Here is an 18,894-nt window from a genome sequence, read left to right as displayed (position 1 = left end):
GGTGGTGGGGGTGGTGGTGCTCATGGGTCAGTCCTCCGAGACGACGATGGTGACGTCGATGTTGCCGCGGGTCGCGTTCGAGTACGGGCAGACCTGGTGGGCCGCGTCGGCGAGGGCCTGGGCCTGGTCGTGCTCCAGGCCGGGGATGACGACCTCGAGCATGACGGCGAGCTGGTAGCCACCGTTGCCGTTCGGGCCGATCGACACGCGACCGCCGACGGACGAGTCGGTGATCTTCACCTTCTGGCTGCGGGCGACGCCCTGCAGTGCGGAGTGGAAGCAGGCGGCGTAGCCGGCGGCGAAGAGCTGCTCGGGGTTGGCGCCGTTGCCGGAGCCACCCATCTCCTTGGGGATGGCGAGGTCGAACTCGACCGTGCCGTCGCTCGTGGCGACGTGGCCGTTGCGGCCTTCGCCGGTGGCCAGGGCCTCGGCGGTGTAGAGGGCTTCCATGGTGTTCCTTCCTTGTGGGGCGGATCGTGAAGTTCGGGGGTGTGCGGCGTGCTCTCGCGCTCAGCGACAGTTCACGGGCGCACGGGGGCGTGCGGTGTCGCTCAGCGCGAAACGGCGCCAGCGGGGTCGGCCGCCGCGTGCATCGTCTCGGTCAGCCGGTGCAGCGTCGCGATGAGCTCGGCGGCCGCGCGTTCGTCGGCCAGGCCCATGCCTGCGGCGATCCGCGCGGGGATGCCGCTCAGCTCGGACCGCAGTTCGCGGCCGCGGTCACCGACGGTCACCGTGACGACGCGCTCGTCGGTGCTGCGGCGCTCGCGGCGGACCAGGTCGCTCTGCTCCATGCGGCGGAGCAGCGGCGAGAGCGTGCCGGAGTCGAGCTGCAGGTGTTCGCCGAGGCCCGAGACGGTCTGGTCGCCCTCGACCCAGAGGGTCACGAGCACCAGGTACTGCGGGTACGTCAGGCCCCAGGGTTCGAGCATCGTGCGGTACGCCTGCGTGGTGGCGCGGGACGCCGCGTAGAGGGAGAAGCACACCATCTCGTCGGTCACGGGCATGCGTCCACACTGTCACGCAACCCAGTTGTGCACAACTCGATGCAGCGGATGCCCAGCTGACGAACACGCCGACGGCCCGGACGGTTAGGCTGACGTGACCCACGATGACCAGCAGCGACCTCGACAACACCACGACCCCCGGCAACGGATCGGCGTCGTCCCACGGCAAGACGATCCTGATCGGTGAGCACGCCGTGGTCTACGGCGCACCCGCTCTCGTTCTGCCGGTGCTCGACGCGCGGGTCGTGGCGACGGTCACGCCGGTCGCCGCCGACGCCGAGCAGGCCGGTCACAGCCTGCAGTCGACCGTCCACACCGGCCCCCTCGACCTCGCACCCGCGGCCGTGATGCCGACCGTCACCGCCGTCACCGCGACCCTGCGCCACTTCGGGGTCACCGACCGCCACTTCCACGTCCGGGTCGACAGCGAGGTCCCGACCGCCCGCGGAATGGGCTCGAGCGCCGCGGTCGCCGCCGCCGTGACCGCCGCCGTCGCCGATGCCCTGGGCGAGACCCTCGACGTCGAGACCCACCACGAGCTCATCCAGGAGTGCGAGCGCGTCGCCCACGGCCGACCGTCCGGCCTCGACGCCCGGGGCGTCGTCGCGTCCGCGCCGGTCTGGTTCGAGGGCGGCCGGATCGAACCCGTCACGCTCGGCGACCGGTTCACCTTCGTCGTCGCGGACACCGGCGTCCCCGGGCACACCCGCGAGGCCGTCTCGGCCGTCCGCGCCCGCCACGACCAGGACCCGGTCGGTGTCGGCGCCGTGATCGACCGGATCGGCGCGCTCGCCCGGCGGGCACGGGGGACACTCGAGGACGGCGATGCCCAGGGTCTGGGTGCCACCATGGACGCCGCGCACGACCTGCTCAGCACACTCGACGTGTCGAGTGACGACCTGGACCGGCTCGTCGACGCCGCACGCGCTGCGGATGCCCTCGGCGCGAAGCTCACCGGCGGCGGGCGGGGCGGGTGCGTCCTCGCGCTCGCCACGGACGACGACCACGCGGACCGCATCGCGGCCGCACTCCGCGGCGCAGGGGCCGCAGCCACCTGGACCACCACGATCGGAGCCCGCGCTTGCTGACAGCCACCGCCGTCGCGCACCCCAACATCGCCCTCGTCAAGTACTGGGGGAAGGCGGACGCGCAGCTCGCGCTGCCCGCCACGGGCAGCGTCTCGATGGGGCTCGACGTGTTCCCGACGACGACCACCGTCACGGTGGACGGCGGACGGGAGGCGCGTGACGCGTTCACGCTGAACGGTCACGTCGTCGACGACGGTGCGCTGGTGCGCGTGCAGCAGTTCCTCGACCTGGTGCGCGAGCTCGCGGGGTCGTCCGAGCGGGCGTCGGTGGTGTCCGAGAACACGGTCCCGACCGGTGCCGGGCTGGCCTCGAGCGCGTCCGGCTTCGCCGCACTGGCGACCGCCGCCGCCGCGGCCTACGGCCTCGACCTGTCGCCGCGCGACCTGTCGCGTCTGGCACGTCGCGGTTCCGGCTCGGCCACGCGCTCGATCCCCGGCGGTGTCGCCGTCTGGCACGCGGGCGACGACCAGGGCTCCTTCGCCGAGCCGATCCCGGCCCCGCCGATGGCGATGGTCGTGGTCACGATCGACGCCGGCCCGAAGCCGATCGGGTCGCGCGAGGCCATGCGCCGCACCATCGCGACGTCGCCGTTCTACCCGGCCTGGGTGACCTCGACGACCGAGACCGTCGGCGACATGCTCACGGCCTGCGCGGCCGGCGACTTCACCCGCATCGGCGAGATCACCGAGAGCAACGCGCTCCGCATGCACGCGACGATCGAGGGCGCGTTCCCGCCGATCCGCTACCTCAACGCCCGCAGCGTCGCCGTGTTCGACGCCGTCGCCGAGCTGCGCGCCGGCGGCACCGAGGCCTACGCCACGGCCGACGCGGGCCCGAACGTCGTCGTGCTCACGAAGCCGCAGGACCGGGCGGCGGTCGCCGGGGCGCTCGCGTCGCTGGGGGACGTCATCGAGTCCGGCACCGGACCTGCCGCGCGGGTGCTCCGCTCCGAAGAGATCGGGAGCAATCCCGACCAGAAGGAGTCCGCGCAGTGATCGAGTTCCGTGCACACGGCAAGCTGTTCGTCGCCGGCGAGTACGCCGTCGTCGAGCCGGGCCAGCCGTCCGTCCTGATCGCCCTCGACCGCGCCATCACGGCGAAGGTGCGCGAGGGCCACGGCGCGGGCAGCGTGCACTCCGAGGAGTACGGACACCTGCCGCTCACGTGGACCCGTGCCGAGGACGGCCTGGCGCTCGACCGAGAGCACCACCCGTACGACTACGTGATGGCCACGATCGACCTGGTCGAGAAGCTCCGCGCCGAGCACGGCATCGCCCCGCGGTTCCACGACCTGCGCATCGAGAGCCAACTGGACGACGCCAGCGGGCGGAAGTTCGGGCTCGGGTCCTCGGCCGCCGTCACCGTCGCCACGGTCGGCGCCCTCGACCGCTTCTACGGCATCGGCCTGACGCAGCGTCAGCGTTTCCAGGTCGCCCTGCTCGCCACCATCCGGGTGAACCCCCGGGCCTCCGGTGGCGACCTCGCCGCGAGCACGTTCGGCGGTTGGCTGCGCTACAGCGCCCCCGACCGCGAGCGGCTCGCCGCGATGCTCGGCGACCACGCCGTGTCCGCGATCCTGACCGACGCCGACGCCTGGGACGGCTTCGACGTCCAGCGGCTGCCCGCCCCCGAGAACCTGCAGCTGCTCGTCGGCTGGACCGGCTCGCCCGCGTCCACCACGAAGCTCGTCGACGTGGTGCGTCGGCACCGCAACGGCGGGTACCAGGCGTTCCTCGACGAGAGCCGCAGCGCCGTCGACGACCTGACCACGGGCCTCCAGACCGGCGACGCCGAGCGCACGCTCGGTGCCCTCCGACGCGCCCGCGGGCTGCTGCAGCGCCTCGGTGCGTCCGTCGGGTCGCAGATCGAGACCGAGCGTCTCGCGACCCTGTGCGACGTCGTCGAGGCCGCGGGCGGGGCGGCGAAACCGTCCGGGGCCGGCGGCGGCGACTGCGGCATCGCGCTCGTCCCGGCGGACACCGACCCCGCCGGCATCCACCGCGCCTGGGAGGCGCACGACATCAGACACCTCAGCGTCGCGGTGCGAGCACCAGAAGGAGCCCTCGATGAGTGACCTGCTCACACCGATCCCCACCAAGTGGGTCGGCCCGATCCGCGTCAGCGGCAACGCCGTGCAGGGGGAGCACGAGGTCCCCCTCGCCACCTACGAGTCGCCGCTCTGGCCGTCCGTCGGCCGGGGTGCCCGCATCTCGCGCATGGTCGAGGACGGCATCGTCGCGACCGTCGTCGACGAGCGCATGACCCGCTCCGTCGTGGTCCGTGCCGACAGCGCCGCCGCAGCCCACGTCGCCGCGGGCCAGATCCTCGCGCGCCAGGACGAGCTCGCCGCGATCGTGTCCGGACAGAGCCGGTTCGCCAAGCTCATCGAGGTGCACCCGGAGATCGTCGGGGACCTGCTGTTCCTGCGCTTCGCGTTCACCACCGGCGACGCCTCCGGCCACAACATGGTCACGCAGGCGGCGGACAAGCTGCTGCCGGCGATCCTGGACTGGCAGCCGGGCCTGCGGTACGTCTCGGTGTCGGGCAACTTCTGCACCGACAAGAAGGCCACCGCGGTGAACGGTATCCGTGGCCGCGGCCGCAACACCATCGCCGAGATCGTGATCCCGGGCGAGATCGTCGAGAAGCGCCTGCGGTCGAGCACCGCGCGCATCGTCGAGCTGAACATCGCGAAGAACCTGATCGGGTCGACGATCGCCGGGGCCATCCGCTCGGCGAACGCGCACTACGCGAACATGCTGCTCGGCTTCTACCTGGCCACCGGGCAGGACGCCGCCAACATCGTCGAGGGTTCGCAGGGCATCACGAGCGCCGAGGACCGCGACGGCGACCTGTACTTCGCGACCTCGCTGCCGCACCTGATCGTCGGCACGGTCGGCAACGGCAAGGGCGGGGACCTGCCCGTCGTCGAGGACGCCCTGGTGCGCCTCGGCTGCCGCGAGGACCGCGAGCCGGGCGGGAACGCCCGCCGCCTCGCCGCCCTGTGCGCCGCGACCGTCCTGTGCGGGGAGCTCTCGCTCCTCGCCGCACAGACCAACCCGGGTGAGCTGATGGCCGCCCACGTCGCCATGGAACGCCGCGGCGCGAAGCCCGCAGGGGGTGCGGCATGACCGGCGTCGGCATCCACGACATCGCGATCGCGACCGGGCACCACGTGCTCGAGCTCGACGACCTGGCCGAGCGGCTCGGCGTCGACCCGGCGAAGTACCACGTCGGCATCGGGCAGGACGCCTTCAGCGTGCCCGCGCCCGACGAGGACATCGTCACGATGGGCGCCGCGGCGGCGAAGGAGCTCATCGACCGGCACGGCGTCGACGGCATCCGCACGGTGCTGTTCGCCACCGAGTCCGGCGTCGACCAGTCGAAGGCCGCCGGCGTGTACGTGCACGGCCTGCTCGGGCTGCCGAAGGCCGTCCGCGTGGTCGAGCTGAAGCAGGCCTGCTACGGCGGGATGGCCGCGGTGCAGCTCGCACTCGGCATCGTCGCCCGTGCCCCGCACGAGCGGGTGCTCGTCATCGCCGCCGACGTCGCCCGGTACGACGTCGACACCCCGGCCGAGCCGACCCAGGGTGCCGGTGCCGCAGCGATCCTGGTGTCCGCCGACCCCGACCTGATCGAGATCGAGCCGGCGGCGGGCGTCTACACGGCGGACGTCGACGACTTCTGGCGGCCGAACGACCGCTCCACCGCCCTGGTCGACGGTCGGCTCTCGGTGAGCGCGTACGTCAACGCGTTCGTCGGCGCCTGGGACGACCTGGCGGAACAGGGCGGCCCGGCGTACGACGACATCGCCCGGTTCGTGCACCACCAGCCCTTCACCAAGATGGCGATCAAGGCGCACCGCAAGCTCACGCAGCACGTCGGCGCACCGTTCGACGAGGCCGACCTGGCGATCGGGTTCACCTACAACCGGCAGACCGGCAACACCTACACGGCGTCGCTCTGGATCGGGCTCGCAGCGCTGCTCGACCTGGACGACGACCTGGCGGGGGAGCGACTCGGCCTGTTCAGCTACGGCTCGGGCAGCGTCGGCGAGCTCATCACCGGCACCGTCCGGCCCGACTACCGCGAGCACCGACGTGCGGGTCGTGTGCGGTCGCTGCTCGAGGCACGGGTCCCGCTGACGGTCGACGCGTACCGCGCGCTGCACGCAGCGGGTGCCGCCACCAGCGAGGACGTCGAGCGTCCGCGCGTCACGACCGCGCCGTTCCGCTTCGCGGGCGTGCGCGGTGGCGCGCGGCACTACGAGGAGTCCTAGACCGGCACGAGGCGTCCTAGACCGGACACCGGACGGACGGGAGGCCCGTGGCGGCGCCGCCACGGGCCTCCCGTCCGTCTGCTGGTCACGCTGCGGACAGGACCTCGCGCTCCAGCCGCTGGTAGCTGGCCTCCATGCCCTCCGTCATGCCGGTCGCGAGGATCATGTCCCGCTGTTCCCGGTCCGGGTAGGTGACGAGCAGCGTCATGAGCGTGACGCCGTCGTCCTCGTCGAACTGCAGGTCGTTCGTGTTCGGTGGGAAGGGCGCCCCGGTCATGCGTTCGGTCGACACCATCCGGCGTTCGGGTTCGACGACGAGGTTCTCGCCCTCGAACCCGAAGGCCTCGCCCTCGGTGTCACCGGTCGGCGCCCAGGCCTGCCGGAACGCGCCGCCCGGGGTCAGGTCGTTCTCGTACACCGTCATCTCCCACCCGTCGGGGCCGAGCAGCCACCGGCGCACCAGGTCGGGCTCGGTGTGCGCCCGCCAGAGCAGGTGCCGCGGTGCCGCGAACGCCCGGGTGATCCGGACGTGGGTGTCGTCGAGGACCTCGGTCTCGGTGCCCGCGCCGAAGGCCCACTCGCGCAGGTCGGCGAGCACCCGGTCGAGCTGGCCGAACGCCTGCTGGTAGCCCTCGAGCATGCCCATCTGGAGCATCGCGTCGAGGTCGGCGGCCGAGGCGAACGAGGACACCACGATGACCCGCGAGCCGTCGTCGGCCGGGCCGAACGACAACACGGTCTCGCCCGCGGGGAGTGACTCGTCGACGGTGCCCTGGGGGTCGGTGAACAGGTCACGGAAGACGATGCGGCGGGGCTCCTCGACCTCGGTGACCTGCCAGACGGCGTGGAACCGCTCGCCCTGCGGGGACGTCATCCGGTAGTCGGCACGGCCGCCGGGGCGCAGGTCGAACGTCGTGAACGTCGCGGGGAACCCGGGCGGTCCCCAGAACCGCTCGAGCTGGCGTGGGTCGGCGAAGGCGGCCCAGAGGCGTTCGACGGGGACGGGGAACTCGGCGACGAGGGTCATCGAGAGGGTGTCGGGATCGGTGTGGACGGACGTGGTGGGCATCATCGCTCCTGGTGTCGTCGGGTGTCGTCTGGTGTGGGGTGTCCGGACGCGTCGCCGTCGAGCAGGTCGCCCAGGCGGTCCATCCGGCTGTGCCAGAGGCGGCCGTAGGCGTCGAGGAGATCACGGACCCGGTCGAGCTGCTCCGGCTCGGCGCGCACGATGCGGGTGCGGCCGCGGGCTTCCTTGCTCACGAGTCCGGCTCCTTCGAGGACGGCGACGTGCTTCTGGACGGCGGCGAACGACATCGAGTAGGCGTCCGCGAGCTCGCTCACGGACGACGACCCGACGAGCGTGCGCCGGACGATGTCACGACGGGTCGCGTCGGCCAGCGCGTGGAACACCCGGTCGACCTCGGCGTCGGACAGTTCGATTCGTACAACCATTTGGTTGTAGGTTACGTCCGGCCGGTCTCGTCCACAAGGGGGACCTGCCGGTAGTCTTGCCGCGGAGATCGGAGGGGCGATGGCGGAGCAGCTGGGTGCGTCCGGTGCCGTCCGTGCCCTCGTCGCCACCCTGCCCCGTGCGCCGCAGCTGTCCGACGTGGTGACCGGCGTCGGTCGGATGGTCGGCAAGCCCACGCGCGTCGTCGACGTCGACGGCCCGAGCTGGGGTCCGCTCACCGCGCTCGTGTCGCAGTTCGAGCACGAGAACCTGGTGCTCGTACCGGCCGACGCGCCACCGCTCTACCGCATGCACTGCGTGCTGCACGAGCTCGGGCACCTGGTGCACGGCGACGTCGGCACACCCACCCAGTCGTCCGTCGCCGAGTTCGCCGCCGGGGGCCACGTCTGCCGTCGAGCGCTCGACGCCGACTCCGGGCTCGTGAGCATCTCCGACGACGACGAGCACTTCGCCGAACGGTTCGCCTACGAGCTCGCGACGGTCCTGCTCGCCGGGGCCACGGGCGCGGACGAGCGGGCCTACGGCTGATGGCCGTCCTGCACGCCGCGGCCTTCTGGTTCGCGGCGCTGATCTTCCTCGCCCGCACGCCGTACGTGCTGCGGAACCCCCGTGGTCGGGCGGCCTGGGGTGCCACCGGCGTCGGGGCGCTCGGGCTCCTGACCCTCGGCAGCGTCGTGCCGCAGCCGGTGCTCGACGGTGCCCTGGGCGGCTCGAACCTCATCAACCTGGTGCAGAACGTCTGCGCGACCGTCGCGTTCTGGCTGATGCTGCGCGCGAGCACGGACGACCTGCCGGAGCGCCCGGTGCTCGCCAGGCCGGTGGCGCTGCTCGTCGTGGTCGTGGCCTTCACGGTGCCGTTCCTGCTGGTCGAGGAGCGCGGCGGGACCGACTTCCACTTCATCGTGCGCGAGATCGAGCAGACCCCGATGTGGCTCTACGCGACCGTGTACATGGTGGGCGTGGGACTGATCGCCGCGACGACACTGCGCCGCGGCGTGCTGCAGAACCCGGTGGCGCTCGTGGTGTTCCGCGTCGGGCTCGCGCTGGTCGTCGTGGCGAGCGTCGACGAGGTCGCCTCGCTCACCGCCGACCACTTCGGGCTCTTCCCGGCCGGGGTGCGGGACGGCCTGCGCCTGGCCTTCGACCCGCCGTTCTACCTCGGCATCGTGCTCATCGTCGTGGCGATGGCCTCGCTGACGTTCCGGCGGTGGGGCCGTGACCTGCGCCACCGCGGGCACCACCGACGCCTGCGCCGCATCGCCCGTCGGCACGCGGTGCGGGCGGTCGAGCGGCCGGGGGACCCGCAGGCCCGGACCTACGACCTGGTCATCGCGATCCGCGACGCCGAGGTGCAGGGACGGACCCTCGACGACGCCGAACTCGCGCAGGTACGGTCGGCGGAACGGACCCTGACCCGGAGCCTCGGAGGATGACGGCGTGACGATCGTGTGGTGGGTGCTCGGAGCGCTCGTGGTGCTGGCGGCGGTGTCCCTGGCGGTCCTGGTCGTCCTGCGGAAGGTCGTCGGCAGGATCGTGCTGCCCGGTGGCGATCGGTGGACGCCCGTGCTCGAGTCCGACGCGGACTCCGTCCGGCTGCCGATCACCGACGACACCGTGCGGCCGGGGGAGTACGGGTTGTGGCACGACGGCCCCGGGCACACCACCGTCGGGCCGGTGCTCGAGGTCGACGAAGCCGCCGGGTTCGTCCGCCGGGCCGTGGTGCGGACGACCGGCGCGGTGTCGTCGCGGGTGCGGTGGAGCGGACACGTGCACCCGGACCCGGCGGCGATGGACGTCGACTGGTCCGAGGTGTCGCTGCCGACGCCGGTGGGGCCGGCACCCGCGTGGGTGGTGCGGCCCGGGCCGGACGGTGCTGCACGCCCGGACCGCGCGGCTGCGCAGGGTGCCGACCCCGCGGCCGCCCGGACCTGGGCCGTCCACGTGCACGGGATCCGGACGACCCGGGTCACCGCGCTCCGGACCGTCCCCGCCGCGGTCGAGCTCGGCTGGACCTCGATCGTCCCGTCGTTCCGCGGGGACGGCGAAGCACCGTGGGAGGGCCGGGCCTCGCACCTCGGCGCGCGCGAGTGGGCCGACGTCGAAGCGGCGCTCGACCACGCCGTCGCGAACGGCGCCGAACGGCTCGTCATCGTGGGGTGGTCGATGGGCGCGACGATCACGCACGAACTCCTCGCCCGTTCGGCGCACCGTGACCGCCTGGCCGGGATCGTGCTCGTCGCCCCGGCACTGGACTGGGCCGTCACCGTCCGGTCCCAGGCCCGTCGCGCGGGGCTGCCCGGCCCTGTGGTGGGCGCTGCCCTCGGGGCGATGGCGACCCCGGTCCTCTGCCGGACGGTGGGGCTGCGCTCGCCGGTCGACGTGCGCGCGCTGTCCTGGTTGCGCGCACCCCGACAGCTGCCACCGACCCTGCTCATCCACTCCACCGGCGACACCACGGTGCCGTTCTCGGCCAGTCAGGAGTTCGCCGACGCCCACCCCGGCACGGTGACCCTGGCGGTCAGCGAGCCGGCCGAGCACGCCTGGGAGCGCAACGTCGACGCCGTCTGGTTCGACCGCACCATCACCACCTGGGCGTCTGGTCTCGCGCACACCGGAGCGCAGGAGTAGAAGGAGCCATGGGGCAGCTCATCTACGACGGCCGACCGCTCGACCTGCGGATCGACGACCGCGCGCTCACGCACCTGCAGATCGTCATCGTCAACATGCTCCGGCGTGACCACCGCTTCGCGTTCTCGTGGAAGGACGACGTCGTCCACGGCAACGGTCGCAGCACGATCTGGCTGCACCCCAACGTGAGCCTGCACTTCAAGTTCACCGGCAGCCGGGTGCCGTCGATCAACCGCAGCTGGCTCGAGGACCTCTACGCCTCGGCCACCTCGGGGTCGGGGCTCGTGCTGACGCCGGAGCCGGCGGACACCAGCACGGCGGCCGACTCGGCGTGGTCGCGGGCGGTGGCACCGGGCGACGCGGACGACGCCTCGGGGACACCGAGCGGGAGCACCGCGCGCTGATCCCGTCAGCAATAGCACAGCGGGTTGATCCGGGTCAACGGGTTCCGCTCGAACTCCGCACCTCGTACGGTTTCCGTACCGCGGTTCGCTGTCGTCCCCCCGCACCGGCCTGCTAAGGCGCCGGTGCAGGCAGTGTCCGCGGCAGGAGGGGAACCCGAACAGCCCGTGACGCACAGCGAGTCCGGTGCCGACCAACCACCGGTGACCGAGACGAGCGAGGGACGTGAGTCCCGGATCAGGGGACTCCCTGCTCGGGGTCACCGACGCCACGCGTCGGTGATGCGTGCGTCACGCTGCAGGGCTCGCCGGTCCGCCCCCATCGACCGGCGCTCCTCCGGGACCGCCCCGGCCATCGGATTCGGGTTCCGTGGCCGGGGCGGACTCATCACGTCTGGACGCGGATCCGCCGTCACGTCCGTGTGCGGCTCAGTACACGTCGCGCACGTACCGCTTCGCGCGACGCATGTCGGCCAGGTACGCCTGCGCGTCGTCCTCGCCGCGCCCGCGTCCGGTCCGGATGACCTGGAGCAGCGCTGCTTCGACGTCCTTTGCCATGCGTGAGGCGTCGCCGCAGACGTACACGTGGCCGCCGTCCTCGAGCCAGTCGAAGAGCTCCGCCGAGCGCTCGAGCATCCGCGTCTGCACGTAGACCTTCTCGGCCTGGTCGCGCGAGAACGCCAGGTCGAGGCGGTCGAGCACGCCCTGTTCCTGCAGCTCGGTGAGCTCGTCCCGGTACACGAAGTCGGTGTCCCGGTGCTGGTCCCCAAAGAACAGCCAGTTGCGTCCGGTCGCCCCGGACACCGCGCGCTCGTGCAGGAACCCGCGGAACGGCGCGACACCGGTGCCCGGGCCGATCATGATCATCGGGGCCGACTCGTCCGCCGGAACCCCGAACGACGCGTTCGGCTGCAGGTAGACGTCGACGGTGCCGTCCGGGTCGACCCGGTCGGCCAGGAACGTCGACGCCACACCTGCGTACATCCGGTGCGGATCGCCGTAGCGCACCGACGCGATGGTCAGGTGGATGCGGTCCGGGTGGGCCAGCGGGCTCGACGAGATCGAGTACTGCCGCGCCTGCAGCGGCCGCAGGTTCGGCAGCAGCTCGTCGAGTCCCGGGGCGGCCGGGCCGGCGTCGCGGAGCAGGTCGAGGACGTCGCGTCCCCAGAGCCAACGGTCCAGCTCGTGCTTGTCGCCGTGCGCCACGACGGCCGCGAGCTCGCTCGACGGCGCGCGCTGCACCAGGTCGGCGATGAGGTCCTTCGAGGGCGTCCGGATCTCACGGTCGGTCCGCAGGACCTCGGTGATCGGCCGGCCGTCGAACGCCTCGCCGCCGTTCGCGCCGACCTGCTCGAGCAGGTCCGCCACGAAGACCTCGTCGTTGACCGGCACGACCGCCAGGGCGTCGCCGGCCGCGTACTCGATGCCCGAGCCGCCGAGGTCGAACTCGTAGTGCCGGATCTCCTTCGCGCTGCGCGGCGAGGAGAGCAGCCGGTTCTCGACCAGGCGCGACGGGTACGGGTTGCGCTTGTTCCACTGCGACCCCGGCCGGGAGGCACGGCTCGCGCCCGCCCCGCCGGTCGCGCCGGCACCGTCGCCGGCGCCACCGCCCGTGGTCGCGCCGGATGCGGCCGTCGCGCCGGCCTCGGCGGCGAGGCGGTCGAGGACCGCCGCGGTCCACAGCGCGGCCGGGTCCTCGAAGTCGACGTCGCAGTCGACGCGGTCGTGGATCCTGGTCGCGCCGAGCTGCTCGAACCGGGTGTCGAGGAGCTTCCCGGCCTGGCAGAACTCGTCGTAGCTCGTGTCGCCGAGGCCCAGGACGGCGTACTGCAGCCCCTCGAGCCGCGGCACGGTGCTCGCCTGGATCGCGTCCCAGAACAGCCCGGCGTTGTCGGGCATCTCGCCCTCGCCGTAGGTCGAGGTGACGACGAGCACGTGCGACATCTCGGCGAGCTGCTCGGGGGTGACGGCGTCGAGCGCACTGGCGCGACCGCCGAGTCCGCGGGCCTTCGCGCCGGCGACGAGCTCGTCGGCCAGGAACTCGGCGTTGCCGGTCTGGGTGCCGAAGAGCACGTCGATCGTGGTCGTGGGCGCGCTGGCTGCGACCTTCTTGCCGGCGGCGGCGATGCCCGCGATGAACCCGGCGAGCCAGGACTCCTGGGCGGCCGAGAACGGTGCGTCGACGGGGATCAGCGACCCGGTCGGGGGGAGCAGGCTCACGCGGTCATCGCCTCGGTCGGCGCCTGCGGTGCCCGGCGGGCGATGTCCTCGAGCGCCGCGGTGGCGAGCAGCTCGTCGAAGCGGGCCTCGCGGACGCGGCCGTCGTTCTTGGCGTTCTGGTGCATGATCCACCCCGTGGTGCCCGGCGCGTCCATGCTGCGGTTGTTCCGCTGCGTGAGCGCGCGCTTGTAGTCGTCGAGCCGCTTGATCGCGATGAGCGTGGCGAGCTGGTCGTCGGCGAACCGGTCGAGCGTGCCGCGCAGGTACTTCACGACGCGCTGCTTGACGGAGAAGTCCTCGGTGAGCACGAGGTTCTTGACGGCCTCGGCGACCCGCGGGTCGGCGGCGCCGAGCGCACCCGGGACGCGCTCGAGGGCGACGTCCTGGGCGACCCCGAGCACCGTGTACGACGACAGCAGCGAGAACATGTCCTCGCCCTGGTCGCCGAGCGCCGGGGCACGGCCACCGAGCACCGTGCGCTGGTCGCGGTAGTCGAGCTTGAACGCGCGGAGCTTGTCGGTGGCGATCGAGGTCGCGAGCTCGTCGAGGAGCTCGGGCCGGGTCGCCGCCGCGAGGATCTCGCCGGCGTCCTGCGTGAGCAGCAGGGCACGCGGCATGCCGACGTACACGTGCGCGCGGGCGGTGTCCCACTCGGCGAGCAGCCGCTCGGCCAGGGCCGAACCCGTCGCCTCGAGGTGCCACTCGAGCAGCAGGCGGGCGGCGGCCTCGTGGAACGCACCGCGCTCCGTGTCGGTGACCGGGAACACCAGGAGCGAGTCCGTGCTGGCACGCTCGGCGACCTGGCCGGAGGGGTCGTACTGGTACAGGAACCCGCCGGACATGCCGTTGCCGAGGCCCTTGCCGAACGCGCCGAGGTTGAACACGGCGCCGCCGGTCATGTACTCGCAGCCGAAGTCGCCGAGGCCCTCGACCACGGCGGTCGCGCCGGAGTTGCGGACGGCGAACCGGTCGCCGGCCTCGCCCTCGACGAAGGTGCGCCCACCGGTGGCCCCGAACAGCGCGAAGTTGCCGACCAGCACGTTGCCGCCCTGTGCGGCGCTGCCGCCGCCGGGGGCGCGGACGATGATCCGTCCGCCGCTCTGGCTCTTCCCGACACCGTCGTTCGCGGTGCCGGTGTGCTCGAGCACGACGCCGTCGTTGTTGAAGACGCCGTAGGACTGCCCGGCCGATCCCTGCGTGCGGATCGTGACCGCGCCGTCCACCAGCCGGCGGCGTCCGCGGTCGTCCGTCGTCACGGCGGGCAGGCCCCGCACGTCCTCGGCGCCGAGCTCGTGGTTGAGCAGACGCTCGAGGTCGATGCCGAGCTGGCCACCGACCGACTTGTCGGCGTTGCCGAGCAGCACGCCGTGCACGAGCACGTGCTCCTGCGCGTGGTCGACGAGGGCGGTGCGGACGCGCTCGAGCAGGGCGTCGTCGGTGTGGAAGTCCTTCTCCAGGTACTCCGGGTCCGCGACGACCTTCTCGGGCACCTGGGCGAGCAGGGCTCGGGCGTCGAGCCGGCCGACGCTCGCCGGGTGGTCCAGGAGCTGCAGCAGGTCGGTCCGGCCGCGGGCCTCGCGCAGGGAGCGCAGGCCGAGACGGGCCAGGATCTGCCGCACGTCGTGGGCGATGTTGAGCAGGTACTGGGCGAGCGCGCGGGGGTCGCCCTCGAACGCCTCGGCGTTCGTGGTCAGGCCCGCCGGGCACTTCACGTTGCAGTTCTTCGCCATCACGCAGCCGAGCATCATGAGCGCGGTCGTGCCGAACTCGAAGCTGTCGCCGCCGAGCAGGGCGCTCGTGACGACGTCGCTGCCGGTCTGGTGCGCACCCGAGCAGCGGAGCGTGACCTTCTGGCGCAGGCCGTTCGCGACCAGGGCCTGGTGCACCTCGGCGACGCCGATCTCCGCGGAGCGGCCGGCGTACTTCAGGCTGGTGACGGCCGCGGCGCCGGTGCCGCCGGTGTTGCCCGCGACGTTGATCACGTCGGCGCCGGCCTTCGCGACGCCGACCGCGATGGTGCCGATGCCCTCGGACGAGACGAGCTTCACGATCACCCGGACGCGGGCGGCCTTGCAGTCGTGGATGAGCTGCGCGAGGTCCTCGATCGAGTACGTGTCGTGGTGCGGCGGCGGCGAGATCAGCTCGACGCCGGGCGTGCCACCCCGGGCCGCAGCGATGTCCACCGTGACCTTCGGTGCGGGCAGCTGGCCACCCTCGCCGGGCTTCGCACCCTGGCCGATCTTGATCTCGAGCTCCTCGAGCATGGGGTCGGCGAGGTAGCCGGCCCAGATGCCGAACCGGCCCGAGGCGAACTGCTTGATGCGCGAGCCGCGGATGGTGCCGTAACGGGAGTGGTGCTCGCCGCCCTCACCGCTGTTCGACATGCCGCCGACCATGTTCGTGCCGTGCGCGACGGCCTCGTGGGCGGTGGCGACGAGCGCGCCGTGGCTCATCGCGCCGGACGCCAGGGTCCGGGTGATCTCGTGGGCCGGCTGCACCTCGTCGAGCTCGACGCTCGCCGGGGCGCTCTGCAGCAGTGCGAGCAGGGCGACGGCCGCACCGGTGGCGCGGAGCGTCACCCCGGTGTCGTCGACGGCGTCGACGTCGATCTGTCCGGGGTGGAGCAGCGCGAGGCCGTCCGCCAGGGCCGCGTGGCGCAGTGCACCCGTGGTCCCCGTCGACGTGAGCTCCAGGCGGAACCGCTCCGTGCCTCCCGGCAGGTCCTGGTCGTCCGACGGACGCGAGCCGGAGAGCCCGCGCACGGTGACGCTGGCGTTGCCGCTCGTCGAGAAGCGGCCGAGCTCGCGCGCGAAGTCCTCGGCCGTGTCGATCCCGGTGACGTCCGCGGGCAGCGCGAGCACGTCGCGGAGCGCGGCGGGGCGGCGGGACCGCTCGTCGTGGGTCGTCTGCAGGAACGTGACGTAGCCCGGCGTGATGCGGTGCGCGTCGATCTCGGCGTCGCTCAGCCGGTCGTACCCGGTGTTCCGGTACGCGGCGTCGGTGATGCCGAACGAGTCGTCGAGCTGGCCGAGCGTGAGCAGGCGCAGCGCGTCGGAGTCGCCGGAGCGTTCGAAGGCCGGGCGCTCCTCGGTCATGCCGCCGAACCCGCGGACGCTCGCGACGCCGAACGAGTGGCCGGCGCCGTCGGAGCGTTCCTTGAACAGGCCGAGCAGCGGGACCTGGCCCTCGGACGCCACCGAGCGGGCACGCTCGTGCCAGTCCGTCGCCGCCTGGGCGATGCGCGCGAAGCCGACCCCGCCGACCGGTGCCTGCATGTGCGGGAAGATCCGCGCGAGCACGTCGTCGCCGGTGTCGAGGTAGTTCGGCTCGAAGAACTCGCCACCGATGTAGCTCTCGGCGGTGCACAGGCCGACGCGGCCCATGGTCTTCGCCAGGGCCTTCTCGGCGGCCTTGCGGAACTGCTTGAGCGCCAGGTCGGTCGCGGTCAGCTCGCCGGCGGGTGCGGGTGCGGCGGGGTACTTCTCCTCCGCGCGCAGCCGAGCGCTCAAGCTGTACACAGCGGCGGCACCGAAGCCCAGCGCGGTCGCGACGTGGTGTGACGATGGCAGCTGACCGCTCTCCGCGACGACGGACACCCGCAGGCGCAGACCGGTCTCGATGAGCCGCTGGTTGACGGCGGCCACGGCCAGGATCACGGGGAGGGGCGCATGGGTCGACGACACCTCGCGGTCGGTCACGACCGCGATCCCGCCACCGCGCGCCGCGAACGCCTCGATCGCGTCGCACAGCGCGTCCAGCGCGCCGCGCATCGCGTCGGCGTTGGCCTGCTCGTCGGCGGGCACCGGCACGTAGAGCATGTCGAAGCGCTCGAGCGGCACGATGTCCTGCTCGCGCAGCCGCACCATGTCGAGGTGCCCGAGGATCGGCGACTGCACGACCAGCTGACGCCCCGTGGTGCCCGTGCCGTCCGGCTTCGCGCCGAGTGCCACGCGCATCGACATCCCGTCGGCCTCGCGGATCGAGTCGAGCGGCGGGTTCGTCACCTGGGCGAAGCGCTGCGAGAAGTACTTCGCCATGCCGCCCTCGGTGTCGCTCAGGGCGTTGATCGCGTTGCCGTAGCCCATCGCCGAGATGCGCTCCGACCCGTTCTGCAGCATCGGGTCGAGCATGAACCGGAAGCTCTCCTGGTTCAGCGAGTACGCCACGTACCGGCCCGCGAGCGACAGGTCGCCGTCGTAGCCCAGGGTGGACGTCGTGCGCTCGTAGTCCGGAGCGGGCACGTCGTCCAGGTTCACGCGGGCGGCGTCGAGCAGGGTGCCGTAGTCACGGCGGGCCGCGAGCATGTGCAGCACCTCGCCCGTGCGCATGCGGGTGCCGGTGCGGTGGTCGACGACGAGCATGCCGCCGGCCTCGATGCGGCCGCGGTGCACGACCTCGTCGGCGTCGAACTCGACCTGGCCGGCCTCGGACGACACCATCAGGTACTCGGCCGTCTCGACGGTGCGCAGCGGGCGCAGGCCCAGGCGGTCCAGGCGGGCGCCGACGACGTCGCCGTCGCTGAAGATCACGGCGGCGGGACCGTCGTTCTTCTCCTCGTACAGCGAGAAGTACTCGAGCATGTCCCGGACGTCCGGGGTCAGGGTGCGGTCGTTCTCCCACGCCGGCGGCATGAGCGAGACCACGGCCTCGATGATCTCGAGCCCGTCGTCGAACACGCGGCTCTGCAGGGTCTGGTCGAGTCGGCTCGAGTCCGACTGCCCGGGCGGACGCACGATGCTCCGGGTGCGGGCCCGCGCGAGCGCCTCGTCCGACAACCGGTTCTTGCGGTCGGTGTTCAGCTCGCCGTTGTGCGCCATCAGGCGGAACGGCTGCGCCATCGTCGGGTGCGGCTCGGTGTTCGTCGAGAACCGGGTGTGGAAGTACAGCGTCCGCACCGAGTGCCGGGGGTCGCGCAGGTCGGTGAAGTACCCGATCACCTCGCCGGAGTTCAGCCGGCCCTTCAGGATCTGGGTCCGGGCACTGAGCGACAGCGGGTACAGGGCGGCGTGCTCGGCGCGCTCGGCGGCGGCCTGGGCGTAGGAGACCGCCTCGATGGCGAGCAGGGCGCGGTTCGCGGCGGCGTCGACCTCGGTGCGGTCCCAGTCGGACGGAGCACGGAAGACCCACTGCACGATCGGCAGCTGGTACTGCTCGGCCTCGGGGCGCGCGACGGAGTGGTCCACCGGGACGTCACGGACCAGCAGCAGTTCGAAGCCCTCGGCCGTGATGGCGTCCGTGACGGTCTGCTCGGCGCGGGCGCGCTCGTCGGTGCCGTCGGCTCGGTCGCTGCTCGGCACGAAGCAGTTCGCGACGCCGAAGTGCCCGGCGCGCAGCTGCTCGCCGGTGATGGCGCTGAAGAACTCCACCGACAGGTCGATGCTGACGCCGGCGCCGTCACCGACACCCTCGGCGGACTTGCCGCCGCGGTGCGGGATGGAGCACAGCGCTTCGTCGCCCTTGCGGATGACGTCGTGGCTCGGCGTCCCGTCGAGACGGGTGATGAAACCGACGCCGCAATCGCTCGATTCGCGGGCAGGGTCGTAGAGACCGAAAGAGGTGGGGTTCACGTGCGGGTCCAGTGGGGCGTTGCCGGCAGCGGACGGCGCGGGCTGCATCGATGGAGCGCTCGCCGCGGGCAGACCGATGGTGGCAGTCGGGCCCTGTGGGGTGGTGGTGCGGTAGGGCGATGCTACGGCTTGGTATACCGACCGTGCAACACGGGTGGTGCGGGGCGCGGCGCGGGGCTCTCCGGCTGGTGCGGGGTCGATCCCTCGGCGCGAGGTCGCAGCGCCGCACGGAGCGG

Annotated in this window: 15 protein-coding genes; 9 read left to right on the top strand and 6 right to left on the bottom strand. The window is 72.5% G+C overall.

Going from position 1 to position 18,894, the window contains the following annotated elements:
• Positions 1-27 precede the first annotated feature (27 nt).
• Both DEJ00_RS16140 and DEJ00_RS16135 read right to left on the bottom strand, forming a co-directional pair.
• Complete coding sequence (locus tag DEJ00_RS16140) at positions 28-450, bottom strand: organic hydroperoxide resistance protein (RefSeq protein ID WP_027466009.1); 423 nt, start codon at positions 448-450, stop codon at positions 28-30.
• A gap of 101 nt (positions 451-551) precedes the next feature.
• Positions 552-1,004, bottom strand: a complete 453-nt coding sequence (locus DEJ00_RS16135) for a MarR family winged helix-turn-helix transcriptional regulator (RefSeq protein WP_181440215.1) — start codon at positions 1,002-1,004, stop codon at positions 552-554.
• 104 nt (positions 1,005-1,108) lie between these two features.
• On the opposite strand from DEJ00_RS16135, the gene mvk reads away from it, so the two are divergent.
• From mvk to DEJ00_RS16110, 5 genes are read left to right on the top strand one after another with little or no spacing between them, the layout of a single operon-like run.
• Positions 1,109-2,092: a mevalonate kinase gene (gene mvk / locus DEJ00_RS16130; protein ID WP_111058053.1), complete on the top strand. Its 984-nt coding sequence runs from the start codon at positions 1,109-1,111 to the stop codon at positions 2,090-2,092.
• Complete coding sequence (mvaD, locus tag DEJ00_RS16125; protein WP_071247062.1) at positions 2,086-3,087, top strand: diphosphomevalonate decarboxylase; 1,002 nt, start codon at positions 2,086-2,088, stop codon at positions 3,085-3,087. Before mvk ends, mvaD begins: the two co-directional genes overlap by 7 nt.
• Complete coding sequence (locus tag DEJ00_RS16120; RefSeq protein WP_071247060.1) at positions 3,084-4,166, top strand: phosphomevalonate kinase; 1,083 nt, start codon at positions 3,084-3,086, stop codon at positions 4,164-4,166. The genes mvaD and DEJ00_RS16120 overlap by 4 nt, the downstream gene beginning before the upstream one ends.
• Positions 4,159-5,223 (top strand): hydroxymethylglutaryl-CoA reductase, encoded by a 1,065-nt coding sequence (locus tag DEJ00_RS16115; protein ID WP_111058052.1) that lies wholly within the window; start codon positions 4,159-4,161, stop codon positions 5,221-5,223. The genes DEJ00_RS16120 and DEJ00_RS16115 overlap by 8 nt, the downstream gene beginning before the upstream one ends.
• A complete protein-coding gene (locus DEJ00_RS16110; protein ID WP_111058051.1) occupies positions 5,220-6,371 on the top strand; it encodes a hydroxymethylglutaryl-CoA synthase in 1,152 nt (383 codons plus the stop codon). The genes DEJ00_RS16115 and DEJ00_RS16110 overlap by 4 nt, the downstream gene beginning before the upstream one ends.
• An 85-nt stretch (positions 6,372-6,456) precedes the next feature.
• Here DEJ00_RS16110 and DEJ00_RS16105 read toward each other — a convergent pair whose 3' ends face one another.
• Both DEJ00_RS16105 and DEJ00_RS16100 read right to left on the bottom strand, forming a co-directional pair.
• Entirely contained in the window at positions 6,457-7,440 is a 984-nt protein-coding gene (locus DEJ00_RS16105; protein ID WP_111058050.1) for an SRPBCC family protein, read from the bottom strand.
• Entirely contained in the window at positions 7,440-7,823 is a 384-nt protein-coding gene (locus tag DEJ00_RS16100) for a helix-turn-helix transcriptional regulator (protein WP_111058049.1), read from the bottom strand. Before DEJ00_RS16100 ends, DEJ00_RS16105 begins: the two co-directional genes overlap by 1 nt.
• 79 nt (positions 7,824-7,902) lie before the next feature.
• Here DEJ00_RS16100 and DEJ00_RS16095 point away from each other — a divergent pair, with 79 nt between their 5' ends.
• The 4 genes from DEJ00_RS16095 to DEJ00_RS16080 are packed head-to-tail and all read left to right on the top strand — an operon-like array spanning position 7,903 to position 10,874.
• Positions 7,903-8,370 carry a hypothetical protein gene (locus DEJ00_RS16095; protein WP_111058048.1) on the top strand — a complete coding sequence of 156 codons (468 nt, stop codon included), beginning with the start codon at positions 7,903-7,905 and terminating at the stop codon, positions 8,368-8,370.
• Positions 8,370-9,275, top strand: a complete 906-nt coding sequence (locus tag DEJ00_RS16090) for a hypothetical protein (protein WP_111058047.1) — start codon at positions 8,370-8,372, stop codon at positions 9,273-9,275. The genes DEJ00_RS16095 and DEJ00_RS16090 overlap by 1 nt, the downstream gene beginning before the upstream one ends.
• A gap of 4 nt (positions 9,276-9,279) precedes the next feature.
• On the top strand, positions 9,280-10,470 hold the full coding sequence (locus DEJ00_RS16085) for a S9 family peptidase (protein ID WP_111058046.1): 1,191 nt from the start codon (positions 9,280-9,282) through the stop codon (positions 10,468-10,470).
• An 8-nt stretch (positions 10,471-10,478) separates the two neighbouring features.
• Entirely contained in the window at positions 10,479-10,874 is a 396-nt protein-coding gene (locus DEJ00_RS16080; RefSeq protein WP_071247046.1) for an ATP-dependent DNA ligase, read from the top strand.
• Positions 10,875-11,300: 426 nt separating this feature from the next.
• Here DEJ00_RS16080 and DEJ00_RS16075 read toward each other — a convergent pair whose 3' ends face one another.
• Together DEJ00_RS16075 and DEJ00_RS16070 are read right to left on the bottom strand one after the other, a co-directional pair.
• Positions 11,301-13,091: a sulfite reductase subunit alpha gene (locus tag DEJ00_RS16075; protein ID WP_111058045.1), complete on the bottom strand. Its 1,791-nt coding sequence runs from the start codon at positions 13,089-13,091 to the stop codon at positions 11,301-11,303.
• Complete coding sequence (locus tag DEJ00_RS16070; protein ID WP_111058068.1) at positions 13,088-18,658, bottom strand: glutamate synthase-related protein; 5,571 nt, start codon at positions 18,656-18,658, stop codon at positions 13,088-13,090. Before DEJ00_RS16070 ends, DEJ00_RS16075 begins: the two co-directional genes overlap by 4 nt.
• Between the last annotated feature and the right edge of the window lie 236 nt (positions 18,659-18,894).

Source organism: Curtobacterium sp. MCLR17_039, from assembly GCF_003234745.1.
Lineage (GTDB): Bacteria > Actinomycetota > Actinomycetes > Actinomycetales > Microbacteriaceae > Curtobacterium > Curtobacterium flaccumfaciens.
This window is presented reverse-complemented; position numbering and strand designations above follow the sequence as displayed.

What these genes read in the sequence shown, in the direction of transcription:
- DEJ00_RS16090 (WP_111058047.1), top strand. Translation starts at nt 8,370, where the DNA reads ATGGCCGTCCTGCACGCCGCGGCCTTCTGGTTCGCGGCGCTGATCTTC.
- DEJ00_RS16135 (WP_181440215.1), bottom strand. Translation starts at nt 1,004, where the DNA reads ATGCCCGTGACCGACGAGATGGTGTGCTTCTCCCTCTACGCGGCGTCC.
- DEJ00_RS16140 (WP_027466009.1), bottom strand. Translation starts at nt 450, where the DNA reads ATGGAAGCCCTCTACACCGCCGAGGCCCTGGCCACCGGCGAAGGCCGC.
- DEJ00_RS16105 (WP_111058050.1), bottom strand. Translation starts at nt 7,440, where the DNA reads ATGCCCACCACGTCCGTCCACACCGATCCCGACACCCTCTCGATGACC.
- DEJ00_RS16110 (WP_111058051.1), top strand. Translation starts at nt 5,220, where the DNA reads ATGACCGGCGTCGGCATCCACGACATCGCGATCGCGACCGGGCACCAC.
- DEJ00_RS16095 (WP_111058048.1), top strand. Translation starts at nt 7,903, where the DNA reads ATGGCGGAGCAGCTGGGTGCGTCCGGTGCCGTCCGTGCCCTCGTCGCC.
- DEJ00_RS16115 (WP_111058052.1), top strand. Translation starts at nt 4,159, where the DNA reads ATGAGTGACCTGCTCACACCGATCCCCACCAAGTGGGTCGGCCCGATC.
- DEJ00_RS16100 (WP_111058049.1), bottom strand. Translation starts at nt 7,823, where the DNA reads ATGGTTGTACGAATCGAACTGTCCGACGCCGAGGTCGACCGGGTGTTC.
- mvk (WP_111058053.1), top strand. Translation starts at nt 1,109, where the DNA reads ATGACCAGCAGCGACCTCGACAACACCACGACCCCCGGCAACGGATCG.
- DEJ00_RS16080 (WP_071247046.1), top strand. Translation starts at nt 10,479, where the DNA reads ATGGGGCAGCTCATCTACGACGGCCGACCGCTCGACCTGCGGATCGAC.